The 16,456-nt window shown below is 71.7% G+C and carries 16 protein-coding genes; all 16 read left to right on the top strand.

All coding sequences use genetic code 11. The features are described 5' to 3' along the window. Window positions 1-269: 269 nt before the first annotated feature. Window positions 270-2,102 (top strand): DUF5941 domain-containing protein, encoded by a 1,833-nt coding sequence (locus tag ACIQ6R_RS22680; protein WP_404223041.1) that lies wholly within the window; start codon window positions 270-272, stop codon window positions 2,100-2,102. After that, a complete protein-coding gene (locus ACIQ6R_RS22675) occupies window positions 2,099-2,851 on the top strand; it encodes a sugar phosphate nucleotidyltransferase (protein ID WP_404223040.1) in 753 nt (250 codons plus the stop codon). Before ACIQ6R_RS22680 ends, ACIQ6R_RS22675 begins: the two co-directional genes overlap by 4 nt. Beyond that, entirely contained in the window at window positions 2,839-3,900 is a 1,062-nt protein-coding gene (locus ACIQ6R_RS22670) for an iron-containing alcohol dehydrogenase family protein (RefSeq protein WP_404170779.1), read from the top strand. The genes ACIQ6R_RS22675 and ACIQ6R_RS22670 overlap by 13 nt, the downstream gene beginning before the upstream one ends. Continuing rightward, window positions 3,878-4,657: a CDP-alcohol phosphatidyltransferase family protein gene (locus ACIQ6R_RS22665; protein WP_375906673.1), complete on the top strand. Its 780-nt coding sequence runs from the start codon at window positions 3,878-3,880 to the stop codon at window positions 4,655-4,657. The genes ACIQ6R_RS22670 and ACIQ6R_RS22665 overlap by 23 nt, the downstream gene beginning before the upstream one ends. Window positions 4,658-4,665: 8 nt before the next feature. Then, window positions 4,666-5,538: a glycosyltransferase family 2 protein gene (locus ACIQ6R_RS22660; protein ID WP_404223422.1), complete on the top strand. Its 873-nt coding sequence runs from the start codon at window positions 4,666-4,668 to the stop codon at window positions 5,536-5,538. A 96-nt stretch (window positions 5,539-5,634) separates the two neighbouring features. Next, on the top strand, window positions 5,635-6,564 hold the full coding sequence (locus ACIQ6R_RS22655; protein ID WP_404223039.1) for an ABC transporter permease: 930 nt from the start codon (window positions 5,635-5,637) through the stop codon (window positions 6,562-6,564). Further along, a complete protein-coding gene (locus tag ACIQ6R_RS22650) occupies window positions 6,557-7,336 on the top strand; it encodes an ABC transporter ATP-binding protein (RefSeq protein WP_404170772.1) in 780 nt (259 codons plus the stop codon). Before ACIQ6R_RS22655 ends, ACIQ6R_RS22650 begins: the two co-directional genes overlap by 8 nt. Window positions 7,337-7,696: 360 nt before the next feature. Then, on the top strand, window positions 7,697-8,599 hold the full coding sequence (gene hpnC / locus ACIQ6R_RS22645) for a squalene synthase HpnC (RefSeq protein WP_404170769.1): 903 nt from the start codon (window positions 7,697-7,699) through the stop codon (window positions 8,597-8,599). Next, window positions 8,596-9,546 carry a presqualene diphosphate synthase HpnD gene (gene hpnD, locus ACIQ6R_RS22640; protein WP_404170766.1) on the top strand — a complete coding sequence of 317 codons (951 nt, stop codon included), beginning with the start codon at window positions 8,596-8,598 and terminating at the stop codon, window positions 9,544-9,546. The genes hpnC and hpnD overlap by 4 nt, the downstream gene beginning before the upstream one ends. Continuing rightward, on the top strand, window positions 9,546-9,704 hold the full coding sequence (locus tag ACIQ6R_RS22635; RefSeq protein WP_404170764.1) for a DUF6380 family protein: 159 nt from the start codon (window positions 9,546-9,548) through the stop codon (window positions 9,702-9,704). Before hpnD ends, ACIQ6R_RS22635 begins: the two co-directional genes overlap by 1 nt. After that, entirely contained in the window at window positions 9,701-11,137 is a 1,437-nt protein-coding gene (gene hpnE, locus ACIQ6R_RS22630) for a hydroxysqualene dehydroxylase HpnE (RefSeq protein WP_404223038.1), read from the top strand. The genes ACIQ6R_RS22635 and hpnE overlap by 4 nt, the downstream gene beginning before the upstream one ends. A gap of 68 nt (window positions 11,138-11,205) precedes the next feature. Next, window positions 11,206-12,270 (top strand): polyprenyl synthetase family protein, encoded by a 1,065-nt coding sequence (locus ACIQ6R_RS22625; protein WP_404172211.1) that lies wholly within the window; start codon window positions 11,206-11,208, stop codon window positions 12,268-12,270. A 117-nt stretch (window positions 12,271-12,387) separates the two neighbouring features. After that, window positions 12,388-14,451 carry a squalene--hopene cyclase gene (shc, locus tag ACIQ6R_RS22620; RefSeq protein ID WP_404223037.1) on the top strand — a complete coding sequence of 688 codons (2,064 nt, stop codon included), beginning with the start codon at window positions 12,388-12,390 and terminating at the stop codon, window positions 14,449-14,451. Further along, window positions 14,451-15,092, top strand: coding sequence for a 1-hydroxy-2-methyl-2-butenyl 4-diphosphate reductase (locus ACIQ6R_RS22615; RefSeq protein WP_404223036.1), 642 nt, complete (start codon window positions 14,451-14,453; stop codon window positions 15,090-15,092). Before shc ends, ACIQ6R_RS22615 begins: the two co-directional genes overlap by 1 nt. 5 nt (window positions 15,093-15,097) lie before the next feature. After that, complete coding sequence (hpnH, locus tag ACIQ6R_RS22610; protein WP_404170752.1) at window positions 15,098-16,120, top strand: adenosyl-hopene transferase HpnH; 1,023 nt, start codon at window positions 15,098-15,100, stop codon at window positions 16,118-16,120. A 4-nt stretch (window positions 16,121-16,124) separates the two neighbouring features. After that, window positions 16,125-16,456 (top strand): flavodoxin-dependent (E)-4-hydroxy-3-methylbut-2-enyl-diphosphate synthase (locus ACIQ6R_RS22605; protein WP_404223035.1); only part of this gene is annotated, 332 nt, incomplete at its 3' end.

Genomic DNA, 16,456 nt, shown 5'->3' with positions numbered 1-16,456 from the left:
TGACCCTGAGCGAGCGCCCGTCGACACTGCGCGATGTCCGCGATGCCCGGTCTGCGAGCGCGGTTTGTGGGCCGGGCCCCGGATCCACGATGATGATCGCGGCAAAGGCGGGTGCAAGTGGCGTCGACCGACCGTGAAACGGGCGGTGAACACGGCGTTCCAGCCATCCGATAGCCTCTGCCGACACGCCGCCCGGGTGCCGCAGGCACGGGCGTCCCACCATGCACAGGCCCGGCGCCCAGGCGTCGGCACCCAGGGAGTGAGTTCGGTTGTCGACCGCCATCCTCACCGGTCAGCCGGTCCCCGGTTCGTCGATCGAGGGCGAGCTGCGGTCCCTGGGCTTCGACGTGCGTCTCGCCTCCGGCGCCGCCGACGCCGAGACGCTGCTGGCCCGGGTGCCGGCCGGTGAGCGGGTCGCCGTGGTCGACGCCCGCTTCGTCGGCCACCTGCACGCCCTGCGCCTCGGCCTCACCGACCCCCGCTTCCCGCTGGCCGCGATCCCCGGCGCCGTGACCGCCCAGCCGGACGCCCGCCAGGCCCTCACCCGCGCGATGGCCCGCGAGAACTCCGGCCACGGTGGCACCGCGCTGGCCGTCGACAGCCTCGCCGACCGGATCACCGCCGCCCTCGACGCCGACGGCGCGGGCGTCCACCGGCCCGAGCTCGGCAGCCTGGTCGCCGCCGTCCCCGCCGACCCCCAGGCGCGCAACGAGGCACGGCAGGCCGTCGCCGGCGTCGACGACGAGGCCGTACGCCTGAAGTCGGCGGTCAAGGCCCGCGACGGTTTCGTCACCACCTTCCTCATCAGCCCGTACTCCCGCTACATCGCCCGCTGGTGCGCGCGGCGCGGACTGACCCCCAACCAGGTCACCACCGCCTCGCTCATCACCGCGCTGATAGCGGCGGGCTGCGCGGCCACCGGCACCCGCGGCGGCTTCGTCGCCGCCGGCGTCCTGCTCATCGCCTCCTTCGTCCTCGACTGCACCGACGGACAGCTCGCCCGCTACTCCCTGCGCTACTCCACGCTCGGCGCCTGGCTGGACGCCACCTTCGACCGCGCCAAGGAGTACGCCTACTACGCGGGCCTCGCCCTCGGAGCCGCCCGCGGTGGCGACGACGTATGGACCCTCGCCCTCGGCGCGATGGTCCTCCAGACCTGCCGGCACGTCGTCGACTTCTCCTTCAACGAGGCCAATCACGACGCCGCCGCGCTCGGTAAAGCGTCGTTGGCCAGCCCCACCGCCGCCCTCTCCGACAAGCTCGACAGCGTCGGCTGGACGGTCTGGGTGCGGCGCATGATCGTCCTGCCCATCGGCGAACGCTGGGCCATGATCGCCGTCCTGACCGCGCTCACCACGCCCCGGATCACCTTCTACGCTCTGCTGATCGGCTGCGCGTTCGCCGCGACGTACACCACCGCGGGCCGGGTCCTGCGCTCGCTGACCCGCAAGGCGACGCGGACCGACCGGGCGGCGAAGGCGCTGGCCGACCTCGCCGACTCGGGGCCGCTCGCCGAGGCCGCCGCCCTGGGCCTGCGAAGCGCCGCCCGCCGGCTGCCCGGCTTCACCGCCCCCGCCGTCGCCCTCCTCGGCGGTGCGGCCGTCGTCGCGACGGCCGCCCTCACCGGCTTCGGCGGCCCCTGGCCGCTCGTCGCCGCGGTCGGCTACGTCCTGACCTCCGCCCTCGCCGTCGCCCGCCCCCTCAAGGGCGCCCTCGACTGGCTGGTCCCGCCGTTCCTGCGCGCCGCCGAGTACGGCACCGTCCTGGTGCTGGCGGCGAAAGCGGACGTGAACGGGGCGCTTCCCGCGGCTTTCGGGCTGGTGGCCGCGGTCGCCTACCATCACTACGACACGGTCTACCGCATCCGCGGCGACGCGGGAGCGCCGCCGCAGTGGCTGGTGCGGACGATCGGGGGGCACGAGGGCCGCACGCTGGTGATCACCGTGCTGGCCGTGCTGCTCACCGCCACACAGTTCAAGGTCGCGCTCACGGTCCTCGCCGTGGCCGTGGCCCTCGTGGTGCTCGTGGAGAGCATCCGCTTCTGGGTCGCCGCCCACAAGGTCGGCGCACCCGCCGTACACGACGAAGGAGAACCCGCATGATCGGCCTCGTGCTGGCGGCCGGCGCCGGACGCCGTCTGCGCCCCTACACCGACACCCTGCCCAAGGCACTGGTCCCGGTCGGCCCGGAGCGTGCGGAGGACAGCATCACGGTGCTGGACCTGACGCTGGCCAACTTCGCCGAGGTCGGCCTGACCGAGGTCGGGATCATCGTCGGTTACCGCAAGGAAGCCGTGTACGACCGCAAGGACGAGCTGGAGCGGAAGTACGGCGTCAAGCTCACCCTCATCGACAACGACAAGGCCGAGGAGTGGAACAACGCCTACTCCCTGTGGTGCGGCCGTGACGCCCTCAAGGACGGTGTGATCCTCGCCAACGGCGACACCGTGCACCCGGTCTCCGTCGAGAAGACCCTGCTCGCCGCCCGCGGCGACGGCAAGAAGATCATCCTCGCCCTCGACACGGTGAAGAACCTCGCCGAGGAGGAGATGAAGGTCGTCGTCGACCCCGACAAGGGCGTCCAGCGCATCACCAAGCTGATGGACCCGGCCGAGGCGACCGGTGAGTACATCGGCGTCACCCTCATCGAGGGCGAGGCGGCCGTCGAGCTGGCCGACGCGCTGAAGACCACCTTCGAGCGCGACCCGCAGCTGTACTACGAGGACGGCTACCAGGAGCTGGTCGACCGCGGCTTCAAGGTCGACGTGGCGCCGATCGGCGACGTCAAGTGGGTCGAGATCGACAACCACGACGACCTCGCCAAGGGCCGGGAGATCGCGTGCCAGTACTGACGAGGCTCATCCCGTCGCCGGTCGTCGTGGACATCCGCGCGGGTGCCCTCGACGACCTGGGATGCGTGCTCGCCGACGAGCGCATCTCCCACTCGGGCAAGCTGGCCGTCGCCGTCAGCGGCGGCTCGGGCGCCCGGCTGCGCGAGCGCGTCGCCCCGTCGCTGCCCGGCGCCGACTGGTTCGAGGTCGGCGGCGGCACCCTGGACGACGCGATCAAGCTGGCCGGCGCCATGAAGGGCGGCCACTACGACGCGGTCGTCGGCCTCGGCGGCGGCAAGATCATCGACTGCGCGAAGTTCGCCGCGGCCCGCATCGGCCTCCCGCTGGTCGCCGTGCCGACGAACCTGGCGCACGACGGGCTCTGCTCGCCGGTCGCCACCCTCGACAACGACGCGGGCCGCGGCTCCTACGGTGTGCCGAACCCGATCGCCGTCGTCATCGACCTGGACGTCATCCGCGACGCCCCGGTGCGGTTCGTGCGCGCCGGCATCGGCGACGCCGTCTCCAACATCTCCGCGATCGCGGACTGGGAGCTGGCCAACCGGGTCAAGGGCGAGCGGATCGACGGCCTGGCCGCCGCGATGGCCCGCCAGGCGGGCGAGGCCGTGCTCCGGCACCCGGGCGGTGTCGGCGACAACGACTTCCTCCAGGTGCTCGCCGAGGGCCTGGTCCTGACCGGCATCGCCATGTCGGTCTCCGGTGACTCGCGGCCCGCCTCCGGCGCCTGCCACGAGATCAACCACGCCTTCGACCTGCTCTTCCCCACCCGCGCGGCCTCCCACGGCGAGCAGTGCGGTCTGGGCGCGGCCTTCGCGATGTATCTGCGCGGGGCCCACGAGGAGTCCGCCCACATGGCCGAGGTACTGCGCAGGCACGGACTGCCGGTGCTGCCGGAGGAGATCGGGTTCACCCCGGAGGAGTTCTTCCAGGCCGTGGAGTTCGCCCCGCGGACGCGGCCCGGCCGCTACACGATCCTCGAGCACCTCGACCTCAAAACCGACCAGATCAAGGACCTGTACGCCGACTATGTCAAGGCCATCGGTAGCTGAACTCCGTCCGGTCGTCCACCCCGCGGGGGTGAAGGACCGGCGCAGCGGTGAGCACTGGGCGGGACGCCTCTACATGCGCGAGGTCTCGCTGCGGATCGACCGCTACCTGGTGAACACCAGGATCACGCCCAACCAGCTCACGTACCTGATGACCGTCTGCGGCGTGCTCGCGGCCCCGGCCCTGCTGGTGCCGGGGATCACGGGCGCCGTGCTCGGCGTCGTGGCGGTCCAGCTGTACCTGCTGCTGGACTGCGTCGACGGCGAGGTCGCGCGCTGGAAGAAGCAGTACTCGCTCGGCGGCGTCTACCTGGACCGGGTCGGTGCCTACCTGACCGACGCCGCGGTCCTGGTCGGCCTCGGCCTGCGCGCCGCCGACATCTGGGGCACCGGACGCATCGACTGGCTGTGGGCCTTCCTCGGCACCCTGGCCGCGCTCGGCGCCATCCTGATCAAGGCCGAGACCGACCTCGTCGGCGTGGCCCGGCACCAGACCGGCAAGGCGCCGGTCCAGGAGTCCGCGTCCGAGCCGCGCTCCTCCGGCATGGCGCTGGCCCGCCGGGCCGCCGGGGCGCTCAAGTTCCACCGGCTGATCCTGGGCATCGAGGCGTCCCTGCTGATCCTCGTCCTCGCGATCGTCGACGCGAGCCGCGGCGACCTGTTCTTCACCCGCCTCGGCACCGCCGTACTCGCGGGCATCGCGCTGCTGCAGACCCTGCTGCACCTGGTGTCCATCCTCGCCTCCAGCAGGCTGAAGTGAGCGGGACCATGAAGGTCGGCGCCGTCGTCATCACGATGGGCAACCGCCCCGAGGAGCTGCGCGCCCTGCTCGACTCGGTCGCGAAGCAGGACGGCGACCCGGTCGAGGTGGTCGTGGTCGGCAACGGCTCGCCCGTCCCGGAGGTGCCCAACGGCGTGCGCACCGTCGAGCTGCCCGAGAACCTGGGCATCCCCGGCGGCCGCAACGTCGGCATCGAGGCCTTCGGCCCGGGCGGCCAGGACGTCGACATCCTGCTCTTCCTCGACGACGACGGCCTGCTCGCCCGCACCGACACCGCGGAGCTGTGCCGCCAGGCCTTCGCGGCCGACGACGAGCTGGGCATCATCAGCTTCCGCATCGCCGACCCGGAGACCGGCGAGACCCAGCGCCGGCACGTCCCGCGGCTGCGCGCCTCCGACCCGATGCGCTCCTCCCGGGTCACCACCTTCCTCGGCGGCGCCAACGCCGTACGCACCCGCGTCCTCACGCAGGTCGGCGGCCTGCCGGACGCGTTCTTCTACGCCCACGAGGAGACCGACCTGGCCTGGCGCGCCCTCGACGCCGGCTGGATGATCGACTACCGGTCCGACATGGTGCTGAACCACCCCACGACCGCGCCCTCGCGCCACGCGGTCTACCACCGCATGGTCGCCCGCAACCGCGTCTGGCTCGCCCGCCGCAACCTCCCCGCGCTCCTCGTCCCGGTCTATCTCGGCGTGTGGATGCTGCTCACACTGCTGCGCCGCCCCTCGCGACCTGCCCTGAAGGCCTGGTTCGGCGGCTTCCGCGAGGGATGGGCCACCCCCTGCGGTCCTCGCCGGCCCATGAGGTGGCGTACGGTGTGGCGGCTGACCCGGCTGGGCCGGCCTCCCGTGATCTGACAAGCTCGTATCCGAGAGCGTCCCGGTCCGCCCGGGGCCAACAGGTCCATGCCAGGCCCGTGCGGCCGAGCATTCCGAAGACGAAAGTTTCCACCAGTGAGTGAGACAACGCACGACGGCACGGTCGCCATGACCAAGCCCGTGTCGCCCGACGAGGGCCTCACACCGGCCCGGCTCGCCGCCAAGTACGGGCTGTCCGTGAGTGGCGCCCGGCCGTCCCTCGCGGAGTACGTCCGTCAGCTGTGGAGCCGGCGCCACTTCATCGTCGCCTTCTCCCAGGCGAAGCTGACCGCCCAGTACAGCCAGGCCAAGCTCGGCCAGCTCTGGCAGGTGGCCACGCCGCTGCTGAACGCGCTCGTCTACTTCATGATCTTCGGCCTGATCCTCAACGCGGGCCGCGGCATGGAGAAGGACGTGTACATCCCGTTCCTGGTGACGGGTGTGTTCGTCTTCACCTTCACCCAGTCCTCGGCGATGGCGGGTGTACGCGCGATCTCCGGCAACCTCGGCCTGGTGCGGGCGCTGCACTTCCCGCGGGCCTCGCTCCCGATCTCGTTCGCGCTGCAGCAGCTCCAGCAGCTGCTGGCCTCGATGATCGTGATGTTCGCGGTGGTGGTCGGCTTCGGCAGCTACCCCTCGCTGTCCTGGCTGCTGGTCGTGCCGGCACTGGTCCTGCAGTTCCTCTTCAACATGGGGCTGGCGCTGATCGTGGCCCGGATGGGGGCGAAGACGCCGGACCTGGCCCAGCTGATGCCGTTCGTCATGCGGACCTGGATGTACGCGTCGGGCGTCATGTTCTCCATCCCGATCATGCTGGAGGACCAGCCGGCCTGGCTGGCCGACGTGCTCCAGTGGAACCCGGCCGCCGTCTACATGGACCTGATCCGCTTCGCGCTGATCGACGGCTACGGCTCCGAGAACCTGCCGCCGCACGTGTGGGCGGCCGCGCTCGGCTGGGCCGTGCTCCTCGCGGTGGGCGGCTTCGTGTACTTCTGGAAGGCGGAGGAGAGGTACGGCCGTGGCTGAGCAGCAGCAGGGCGAGCGGGTGCCGACGGTCATCGCGGACGAACTGCACATCGTCTACCGCGTCAACGGCGCCAAGACCGGCAAGGGCAGCGCGACCGCGGCCCTGAGCCGCATGATCAGGAGAGGCGAGGAGCGGGGCGTGCGCAAGGTGCACGCCGTGCGGGGCGTCTCCTTCACCGCCTACCGTGGCGAGGCCATCGGCCTGATCGGTTCCAACGGATCCGGCAAGTCGACCCTGCTGCGGGCCATCGCAGGCCTGCTGCCCGCCGAACGGGGCAAGGTCTACACCGACGGCCAGCCCTCCCTGCTCGGCGTGAACGCGGCGCTGATGAACGACCTGACCGGCGAGCGCAACGTCATCCTCGGCGGACTGGCCATGGGGATGACCCGCGAGCAGATCAAGGAGCGCTACCAGGACATCGTCGACTTCTCCGGGATCAACGAGAAGGGCGACTTCATCACCCTGCCGATGCGCACCTACTCCTCCGGCATGGCCGCCCGCCTGCGGTTCTCCATCGCCGCCGCCAAGGACCACGACGTCCTGATGATCGACGAGGCCCTGGCCACCGGCGACCGCAAGTTCCAGACGCGCTCCGAGGAGCGCATCCGGGAGCTGAAGAAGGAGGCCGGCACCGTCTTCCTGGTCAGCCACAACAACAAGTCCATCCGCGACACCTGCAACCGCGTGCTGTGGCTGGAACGCGGGGAACTGCGGATGGACGGGCCGACCGACGAGGTGCTCAAGGAGTACGAGAAGTTCACGGGCAAGTAGCCCGACACGCCGGGGCCGCGCGGGAACTGTTCCCGCGCGGCCCCGCGTCTGCAAAGGAAACGTCAACTCCTGGCGATCTCAGGAATCTTGAAGCCGACCGGTGTGTTCTCGTGATGCGCGGAGGACCCCGGCCAACTTCCGCGAGTTGTACGACGTAAGCTGTACCGGTCCCGAAACGCGGCACATGGGGCGATAATGCCCGACACCCTCGGAGCGGGCCTGCCGCACGGGCGGTCAGGCGGCGTGTCCGAAATAGTGTGCATTGGGTCGGCAGTGTAGAACGGGAGATGTGACGGCAATGGCTACGGAAACTCCCCACCTCCGAGAAGCATGCGCCGTCGCCGCCCAGGGCAGTCCGCGATGACGGTGACCGAAACGGCGCACGCCGTCGACCCGGAGCGCGGCACCCTCGCCAAGGCCGCGGACGAGAACTTCCCCGTGGCTCCCTTCTTCCTGCCCCGCGACTGGCGCACCGACCTCATGGCCGTGTACGGCTTCGCCCGCCTCGTCGACGACATCGGCGACGGCGACCTGGCCCCCGGCGGCGCCGACGCCCGCCTCCTCGGCGTCCCCGCCGACCGCGCCGAGGACCGGCTGCTGATGCTGGACGCCTTCGCGGACGACCTGCGCAGGGTCTTCGACGGCACCCCCCGCCACCCGCTGCTGCGCCGCCTCCAGCCGACCGTGCGCCGCCGCTCGATGACCCCCGAACCCTTTCTCGGCCTGATCGCCGCCAACCGCCAGGACCAGCTGGTCGGGCGGTACGAGACCTACGACGACCTCCTCGCCTACTGCGAGCTGTCCGCCAACCCGGTCGGCCGGCTCGTCCTCGCCGTCACCGGTACCTCGACGCCCGAGCGGATCCGCCGCTCCGACGCGATCTGCACCGCCCTGCAGATCGTCGAGCACCTCCAGGACGTCGCCGAGGACCTGGGCCGCGACCGTGTCTACCTGCCCGCCGAGGACCTGAAGCGCTTCCACGTCCAGGAGACGGACCTCGCCGCACCCACCGCGAACGCGTCGGTACGCGCCCTGATCGCGTACGAGGCCGGGCGCGCCCGCGATCTGCTGAACGAGGGCGCCCCCCTGGTGGGCAGCGTCCGCGGCAGGCTGCGCCTGCTGCTCGCGGGGTTCGTGGCGGGAGGCCGGGCGGCGCTGAGGGCGATCGCCGCCGCCGACCACGACGTACTTCCCGGCCCGCCCAAGCCCGGCAAGGTCCAGTTGCTGCGCGAGGTGGGCGTGACCCTGCGAGGAGAGGGGTGATCCAGGCCGTGGATTCGTCGGAGCACGCGTCGGCGCCGGTACTCGCCGCCTACAGCTACTGCGAGGCCGTCACCGGACAGCAGGCCCGCAACTTCGCCTACGGCATCCGGCTGCTGCCGACGCCCAAGCGCCGGGCGATGTCGGCGCTGTACGCGTTCTCGCGCCGCGTCGACGACATCGGTGACGGGGTCCTCGCGGACGACGTCAAGGTCGCCAGGCTCGAGGAGACCCGAGCCGTGCTCGCCCGCATCCACGAGGGCGCGGTCGACGAGGACGACACCGACCCGGTCGCCGTCGCCCTCGCCCACGCCTCGCGTGCCTTCCCGATCCCGCTCGGCGGCCTCGACGAGCTGATCGACGGCGTCCAGATGGACCTGCGGGGCGAGACCTACGAGACCTGGGACGACCTGAAGGTCTACTGCCGCTGCGTGGCGGGCGCCATCGGACGCCTCTCACTCGGCGTGTTCGGTACGGAGCCGGGGGCGCGCGGCGCCGAGCGCGCGCCCGAGTACGCCGACACGCTCGGGCTCGCGCTTCAGCTCACCAACATCCTGCGGGACGTCCGCGAGGACGCCGAGGACGGGCGGACCTACCTGCCCGCCGACGACCTCGCCAAGTTCGGCTGCTCGGCCGGGTTCAGCGGACCGACGCCGCCCGAGGGCTCCGATTTCGCGGGCCTCGTGCACTTCGAAGTACGTCGGGCCCGCGCCCTTTTCGCCGAGGGCTACCGGTTGCTGCCCATGCTCGACCGGCGCAGCGGCGCCTGCGTGGCCGCCATGGCCGGCATCTACCGCCGCCTCCTGGACCGCATCGAGCGCGACCCCGAGGCCGTGCTGCGCGGCCGGGTCTCGCTCCCCGGACGCGAGAAGGCGTACGTCGCCGTGCGCGGCCTGTCCGGTCTCGACGCCCGGCACGTCACCCGGCGGGCCGTCAGGAGGCGCGCCTGATGGACACATCCGGCACACTCGACACGCCGGACCCGGGCGGTGCCTCCGGCGAAGAACGGCGGGCAACCCTCCGGTGGCGGTCGGCGTCCCTGACTGAGACGGTCTGCCGTACGCCGTTCAAGCACCGCGGCGACCGGACAGGGAAGGGCGCACCATGACGCACGGCAACGGCACGCGTGACGGCGGGCAGCTCGCGGACGTCTCCGCCCTCCGCCCCGGCGGGCACGCCGTCGTGGTCGGTGGCGGGCTCGCCGGAGTCACCGCCGCGCTCGCGCTCGCCGACGCCGGAGTGCGCGTCACCCTGCTCGAAGGCCGGCCCCGCCTGGGCGGGCTCGCCTTCTCCTTCCAGCGCGGCGACCTCACCGTCGACAACGGCCAGCACGTGTACCTGCGCTGCTGCACCGCCTACCGCTGGTTCCTCGACCGTATCGGCGGGGCGGCGCTCGCTCCCGTGCAGGACCGTCTCGACGTGCCCGTTCTCGACCTGGCCAGGCCCGAGGGACGGCGGCTCGGCAGACTGCGGCGCGACGCGTTGCCCGTGCCCCTGCATCTGGGGCGGAGCCTCGCCACGTATCCGCATCTCTCGCTCGCCGAGCGCGCGAGTGTCGGGCGTGCCGCGCTCGCGCTCAAGGGGCTCGACCTCGCCGATCCGGCCCTGGACACCCAGAACTTCGGCAGCTGGCTGGCCGCGCACGGTCAGTCGGCGCGCGCCGTCGAGGCCCTGTGGGACCTGGTCGGGGTCGCCACCCTCAACGCGGTCGCGGGCGACGCCTCCCTGGGGCTCGCCGCGATGGTGTTCAAGACCGGTCTGCTGTCCGACCCGGGCGCGGCCGACATCGGCTGGGCCCGCGTCCCGCTGGGCCACCTGCACGACCGGCTGGCCCGCAAGGCGCTCGACTCCGCGGGCGTCCGTACCGAGGTCCGTACACGCGTCACCTCCGTCCGTACCGACGAGAACGGCGGCTGGAGCGTCCAGGTTCCCGACGAGACGCTGCAGGCGGACGCCGTCGTCCTCGCCGTACCGCAGCGCGAGGCGCACGACCTGCTGCCCGCCGGCGCCCTCGACGCCCCCGGGAACCTCCTGGAGATCGGCACCGCGCCGATCCTCAACGTCCACGTGATCTACGACCGCAAGGTGCTCGCCACGCCGTTCCTCACGGCTCTCGGCACCCCGGTCCAGTGGGTGTTCGACCGTACCGAGGCCTCCGGGCTGGAGGAGGGTCAGTACCTGGCGCTGTCGCAGTCGACCGCGCAGCACGAGATCGACGAGCCCGTGGCCGCGCTGCGCGAGCGGTACCTGCCCGAGCTGGAGCGGCTGCTGCCCCGCACCCGGGGCGCCGGGGTCAAGGACTTCTTCGTGACCAGGGAGCGCACCGCGACCTTCGCTCCCGCCCCCGGCGTCGGACGGCTCCGGCCCGGCGCCCGCACCAAGGCACCCGGCCTCTACCTGGCCGGAGCGTGGACCGCCACCGGGTGGCCCGCGACCATGGAGAGTGCGGTTCGCAGTGGTGTCGGGGCGGCGGGCGCCGCGCTCGGCGCCCTGGGCCGGTCCCGCGGCCTCCTTCCCGATTTCTTCGAGGAGGCGGCGTGAAAGCCGATCCGCGTGGGACCGACTCCCGCACTCCCGGTACCGCAACTGGAGGAAAGACTGTGCCCACTGTGCCCCCGGCCCCGAAGGCCGCTCCGAGGACCACGGTGGACGTGACCGCGCTCCTGGAGCGCGGCCGGACACTGGCCACGCCGGTCCTGCGGGCAGCCGTCGACCGCCTGGCACCTCCCATGGACACCGTCGCCGCCTACCACTTCGGCTGGATCGACGCCCAGGGCAATCCCGCGGCCGGCGACGGCGGAAAGGCCGTCCGCCCCGCGCTCGCGGTGCTCTCCGCCGAGGTCACCGGAGCCGCGCCCGAGGTCGGCGTACCCGGCGCGGTGGCCGTGGAACTGGTGCACAACTTCTCCCTCCTGCACGACGACCTGATGGACGGCGACGAACAGCGCCGCCACCGCGACACCGTCTGGAAGGTGCACGGCCCGGCCCAGGCCATCCTGGTCGGCGACGCCCTGTTCGCGCTCGCCAACGAGGTGCTGCTGGAGCTCGGCACCGTCGAGGCCGGCCGCGCCACCCGCCGCCTGACCAAGGCGTCCCGCGCCCTGATCGACGGTCAGGCCCAGGACATCTCCTACGAGCACCGCGACCGCGTCAGCGTCGAGGAGTGCCTGGAGATGGAGGGCAACAAGACCGGCGCCCTGCTCGCCACCGCCAGCTCCATCGGCGCGGTGCTCGGCGGCGCCGACGAGCACACCGCCGACACGCTGGAGAGGTACGGCTACCACCTCGGCCTCGCCTTCCAGGCCGTCGACGACCTCCTCGGCATCTGGGGCGACCCGGAGGCCACCGGCAAGCAGACCTGGAGCGACCTGCGCCAGCGCAAGAAGTCCCTCCCGGTCGTGGCCGCCCTCGCGGCGGGTGGCCCCGCCTCCGAGCGGCTCGGCGAGATCCTCGCCGCCGACGCCAAGAGCAGCGACTTCGCGAACTTCTCCGAGGAGGAGTTCGCGGCCCGCGCCGCCCTCATCGAGGAGGCGGGCGGCCGGGAATGGACCGCCGACGAGGCACGCCGTCAGCACACCATCGCCATCGAAGCCCTCGACGCCGTCGACATGCCCGACCGGGTGCGGGACCGGTTCACGGCGCTCGCGGACTTCGTCGTCGTACGAAAGAGATGATCACTATCGGTCGAATAGCCCTCGCGTAGTCGCCGGCCGGTGTCGCGGGAAGACGAGCACCGGCCGACGGCGGACCCACAGCAGAAGCACCACTTGTTACTGCACGAAGGGGAAGCCATGACAGCGACGACCGACGGAAGCACCGGGGCCACCCTGAAGCCCCTCGCAGCCGCGGCCAGCGAAACCGACATCACGATCCCCGCGACGGCGGCCGGGGTACCAGAAGCCGCCGCACGCGCCACCCGGCGCGCCACGGACTTCCTGCTCTCCCGGCAGGACGCCCAGGGCTGGTGGAAGGGCGACCTCGAGACGAACGTCACGATGGACGCCGAGGACCTGCTCCTTCGCCAGTTCCTGGGCATCCTGGACGAGGCGACGACACACGCCGCCGCCCTCTTCATCCGCGGCGAGCAGCGCGAGGACGGCACCTGGGCCACCTTCTACGGCGGTCCGGGCGACCTGTCCGCCACCATCGAGGCCTACGTCGCCCTCCGCCTGGCCGGCGACTCGCCCGACGCGCCGCACATGGCCAGGGCGTCGGAGTGGATCCGGTCCCGGGGCGGCATCGCCGCCGCCCGCGTCTTCACCCGGATCTGGCTCGCCCTGTTCGGCTGGTGGAAGTGGGACGACCTGCCCGAACTCCCGCCGGAGCTGATCTACTTCCCCACCTGGGTGCCGCTCAACATCTACGACTTCGGCTGCTGGGCCCGGCAGACCATCGTGCCGCTGACCATCGTCTCCGCGAAGCGGCCGGTACGACCCGCGCCCTTCCCGCTCGACGAGCTGCACACCGACCCGGCCCTCCCCAACCCTCCGCGGCCCCCGGCACCGGCGGCGAGCTGGGACGGCGTCTTCCAGCGCCTCGACAAGGCACTGCACGCCTACCGCAAGGTCGCTCCGCGCCGACTGCGCCGGGCCGCGATGAACACGGCCGCCCGCTGGATCATCGAGCGGCAGGAGAACGACGGCTGCTGGGGCGGCATCCAGCCCCCGGCCGTCTACTCGGTCATCGCGCTCTACCTGCTCGGCTACGACCTCGAACACCCCGTGATGCGCGCCGGGCTGGAGTCGCTGGACCGCTTCGCCGTGTGGCGCGAGGACGGGGCCCGGATGATCGAGGCCTGCCAGTCCCCGGTGTGGGACACCTGCCTGGCCACCATCGCGCTGGCCGACGCCGGGGTGCCCGAGGACCACCCGCAGCTGGTGAAGGCCGCGGACTGGATGCTCGGCGAGCAGGTCGTGCGCCCCGGCGACTGGTCGGTGAAGCGGCCCGGACTCCCGCCCGGCGGCTGGGCGTTCGAGTTCCACAACGACAACTACCCCGACATCGACGACACCGCCGAGGTGGTCCTCGCCCTGCGCCGGGTCCGCCACCACGACCCGGAGCGGGTGGAGAAGGCCATCGGCCGCGGTGTGCGCTGGAACCTCGGCATGCAGTCGAAGAACGGCGCCTGGGGCGCGTTCGACGTCGACAACACCAGCTCCTTTCCCAACCGGCTGCCGTTCTGCGACTTCGGCGAGGTCATCGACCCGCCGTCCGCGGACGTCACCGCGCACGTCGTCGAGATGCTCGCCGTCGAGGGCCTCGCCCACGACCCGCGCACCCGGCGCGGCATCCAGTGGCTGCTGGACGAACAGGAGGCGGACGGCTCGTGGTTCGGCCGCTGGGGCGTCAACTACGTCTACGGCACCGGCTCCGTGGTCCCCGCCCTCACCGCCGCCGGACTCCCCACCTCGCACCCGGCCATCCGCCGCGCGGTGACCTGGCTGGAGTCCGTCCAGAACGACGACGGCGGCTGGGGCGAGGACCTGCGCTCCTACCGGTACGTCAGGGAGTGGAGCGGCCGGGGCGCCTCGACCGCCTCGCAGACGGCCTGGGCCCTGATGGCACTGCTGGCGGCGGGGGAGCGGGAGTCCAGGGCCGTCGAACGCGGTATCGGATGGCTGGCCGCCACCCAGCGGGAGGACGGTTCCTGGGACGAGCCCTACTTCACCGGGACCGGCTTCCCCTGGGACTTCTCCATCAACTACCACCTCTACCGGCAGGTCTTCCCGCTCACCGCGCTGGGCAGGTACGTGCACGGCGAACCCTTCGCGAAGAAGCCGCGCGCGGCGGCGGTCGCCGCCCCCGCCGAGCAGCCCTCGACCGAGACGTCCGCGGCCGAGGTGAAGGGCAGCTGATGAACCGAGAGTCCGGCCCGTCCCCGCTGCTGATCGCCTGTGCGCTCGGCATCGAGCACCTCGCCCTGCGCACCGGCGACCGCGGCGGCGCCGGCGGGCCGGTCACCGTCCTGCGCACGGGCATGGGCCCGAAGGCGGCCGAGCGCTCGGTCGCCCGGGTCCTGGCCGATCCCGCGCTCGGTGACGCCGCCGTGCTGGCCACGGGTTTCTGCGCCGGACTCGCCCCCGGCATGCACCCCGGCGACCTGGTCGTCGCCGAGGAGACCCGGGACCCGCGCGGCACCGTCGCCGGCGTGGGGACGGACCGGCTCGTCAAGGAACTCGCACGTGCCGTACCGGGGCGCACCGTCCACACCGGGCCGCTGACCGGCTCGGACCACGTCGTCCGGGGTCCCGAACGCGCCGATCTGCTCGCGACCGGCGCGATCGCCGTCGACATGGAGTCCGCGGCCACGCTCCTGAGCGCCGTCCGGGCGGGCATGCGTCCGGTTGCGGCCGTCCGAGTGGTCGTGGACGCTCCAGAACACGAACTCGTCCGGATCGGCACGGTGCGCGGTGGAATATCGGCTTTCCGCGTCCTTCGATCCGTTCTTCCCGCATTCTTCGAATGGCACCGTTCCTTGCTGCTCCCCCGGAGGTGAGCCAGATGGCCATGCCGCTGCGCCAGTCCATCAAGGTCGCTACATACCTGGCCGAACAGAAGATTCGCCGACGGGACAAGTTCCCGCTCATCGTGGAGCTGGAACCGCTCTTCGCCTGCAACCTCAAGTGCGAGGGATGCGGCAAGATCCAGCACCCGGCCGGAGTGCTGAAGCAGCGCATGCCGGTCGCGCAGGCCGTGGGGGCGGTGCTCGAATCCGGTGCGCCGATGGTCTCCATCGCCGGCGGCGAGCCGCTGATGCACCCTCAGATCGACGAGATCGTCCGTCAGTTGGTGGCCAAACGGAAGTACGTCTTCCTGTGCACCAACGCGCTGCTCATGCGCAAGAAGATGGACAAGTTCACACCCTCGCCGTACTTCGCCTTCGCGGTGCACATCGACGGGCTGCGGGAGCGGCACGACGAGTCCGTGGCGAAGGAGGGGGTGTTCGACGAGGCCGTGGAGGCCATCAAGGAGGCCAAGCGGCGCGGCTTCCGGGTGACCACCAACTCGACCTTCTTCAACACCGACACCCCGCAGACCATCGTCGAGGTGCTCAACTTCCTCAACGACGACCTCAAGGTCGACGAGATGATGATCTCGCCCGCCTACGCCTACGAGAAGGCGCCCGACCAGGAGCACTTCCTGGGAGTGGAGCAGACCCGCGAGCTGTTCAAGAAGGCGTTCTCGGGCGGCAACCGGGCCCGCTGGCGGCTCAACCACTCCCCGCTGTTCCTCGACTTCCTCGAGGGCAAGGTCGACTTCCCGTGCACCGCGTGGGCGATCCCGAACTACTCCCTCTTCGGCTGGCAGCGCCCCTGCTACCTGATGAGCGACGGGTACGTCCCGACGTACCGGGAGCTGATCGAGGAGACCGACTGGGACAAGTACGGCCGCGGCAAGGACCCGCGCTGCGCCAACTGCATGGCGCACTGCGGCTACGAGCCCACCGCCGTCCTGGCCACCATGGGCTCCCTCAAGGAGTCCCTGCGTGCCATGCGCGAGACCGTCTCCTCGAACCGGGAGTGACCTCGTGACCGCCATCTCCCTGGGCGTCCCCGAGGTCCCGGTCCGGCCGATCGCCGAGCGACGCGTGTCGCGGCGGATCCAGGTCGGGCCGGTGGCCGTCGGGGGCGGGGCCCCGGTGTCGGTGCAGTCCATGACCACGACCCGTACCTCCGACATCGGTGCGACGCTGCAGCAGATCGCCGAGCTGACGGCGTCCGGCTGCCAGATCGTCCGGGTGGCCTGCCCGACGCAGGACGACGCGGACGCCCTGGCCGTGATCGCGAGGAAGTCGCAGATCCCGGTGATCGCGGACATCCACTTCCAGCCCAAGTACGTGTTCGCCGCGATCGAGGCGGG

The sequence above is a fragment of the Streptomyces sp. NPDC096048 genome (assembly GCF_044763415.1).
Lineage (GTDB): Bacteria > Actinomycetota > Actinomycetes > Streptomycetales > Streptomycetaceae > Streptomyces.
Note: the sequence above shows the minus strand (reverse complement) of the source record. Positions and strands in the feature narration are given on the sequence as shown.

Coding starts and splice junctions, on each gene's coding strand:
- hpnE (WP_404223038.1), top strand. CDS start 9,701: ATGACGCACGGCAACGGCACGCGTGACGGCGGGCAGCTCGCGGACGTC.
- ACIQ6R_RS22660 (WP_404223422.1), top strand. CDS start 4,666: ATGAAGGTCGGCGCCGTCGTCATCACGATGGGCAACCGCCCCGAGGAG.
- shc (WP_404223037.1), top strand. CDS start 12,388: ATGACAGCGACGACCGACGGAAGCACCGGGGCCACCCTGAAGCCCCTC.
- ACIQ6R_RS22635 (WP_404170764.1), top strand. CDS start 9,546: ATGGACACATCCGGCACACTCGACACGCCGGACCCGGGCGGTGCCTCC.
- ACIQ6R_RS22665 (WP_375906673.1), top strand. CDS start 3,878: ATGTCAAGGCCATCGGTAGCTGAACTCCGTCCGGTCGTCCACCCCGCG.
- hpnC (WP_404170769.1), top strand. CDS start 7,697: ATGACGGTGACCGAAACGGCGCACGCCGTCGACCCGGAGCGCGGCACC.
- ACIQ6R_RS22675 (WP_404223040.1), top strand. CDS start 2,099: ATGATCGGCCTCGTGCTGGCGGCCGGCGCCGGACGCCGTCTGCGCCCC.
- hpnH (WP_404170752.1), top strand. CDS start 15,098: ATGGCCATGCCGCTGCGCCAGTCCATCAAGGTCGCTACATACCTGGCC.
- ACIQ6R_RS22615 (WP_404223036.1), top strand. CDS start 14,451: ATGAACCGAGAGTCCGGCCCGTCCCCGCTGCTGATCGCCTGTGCGCTC.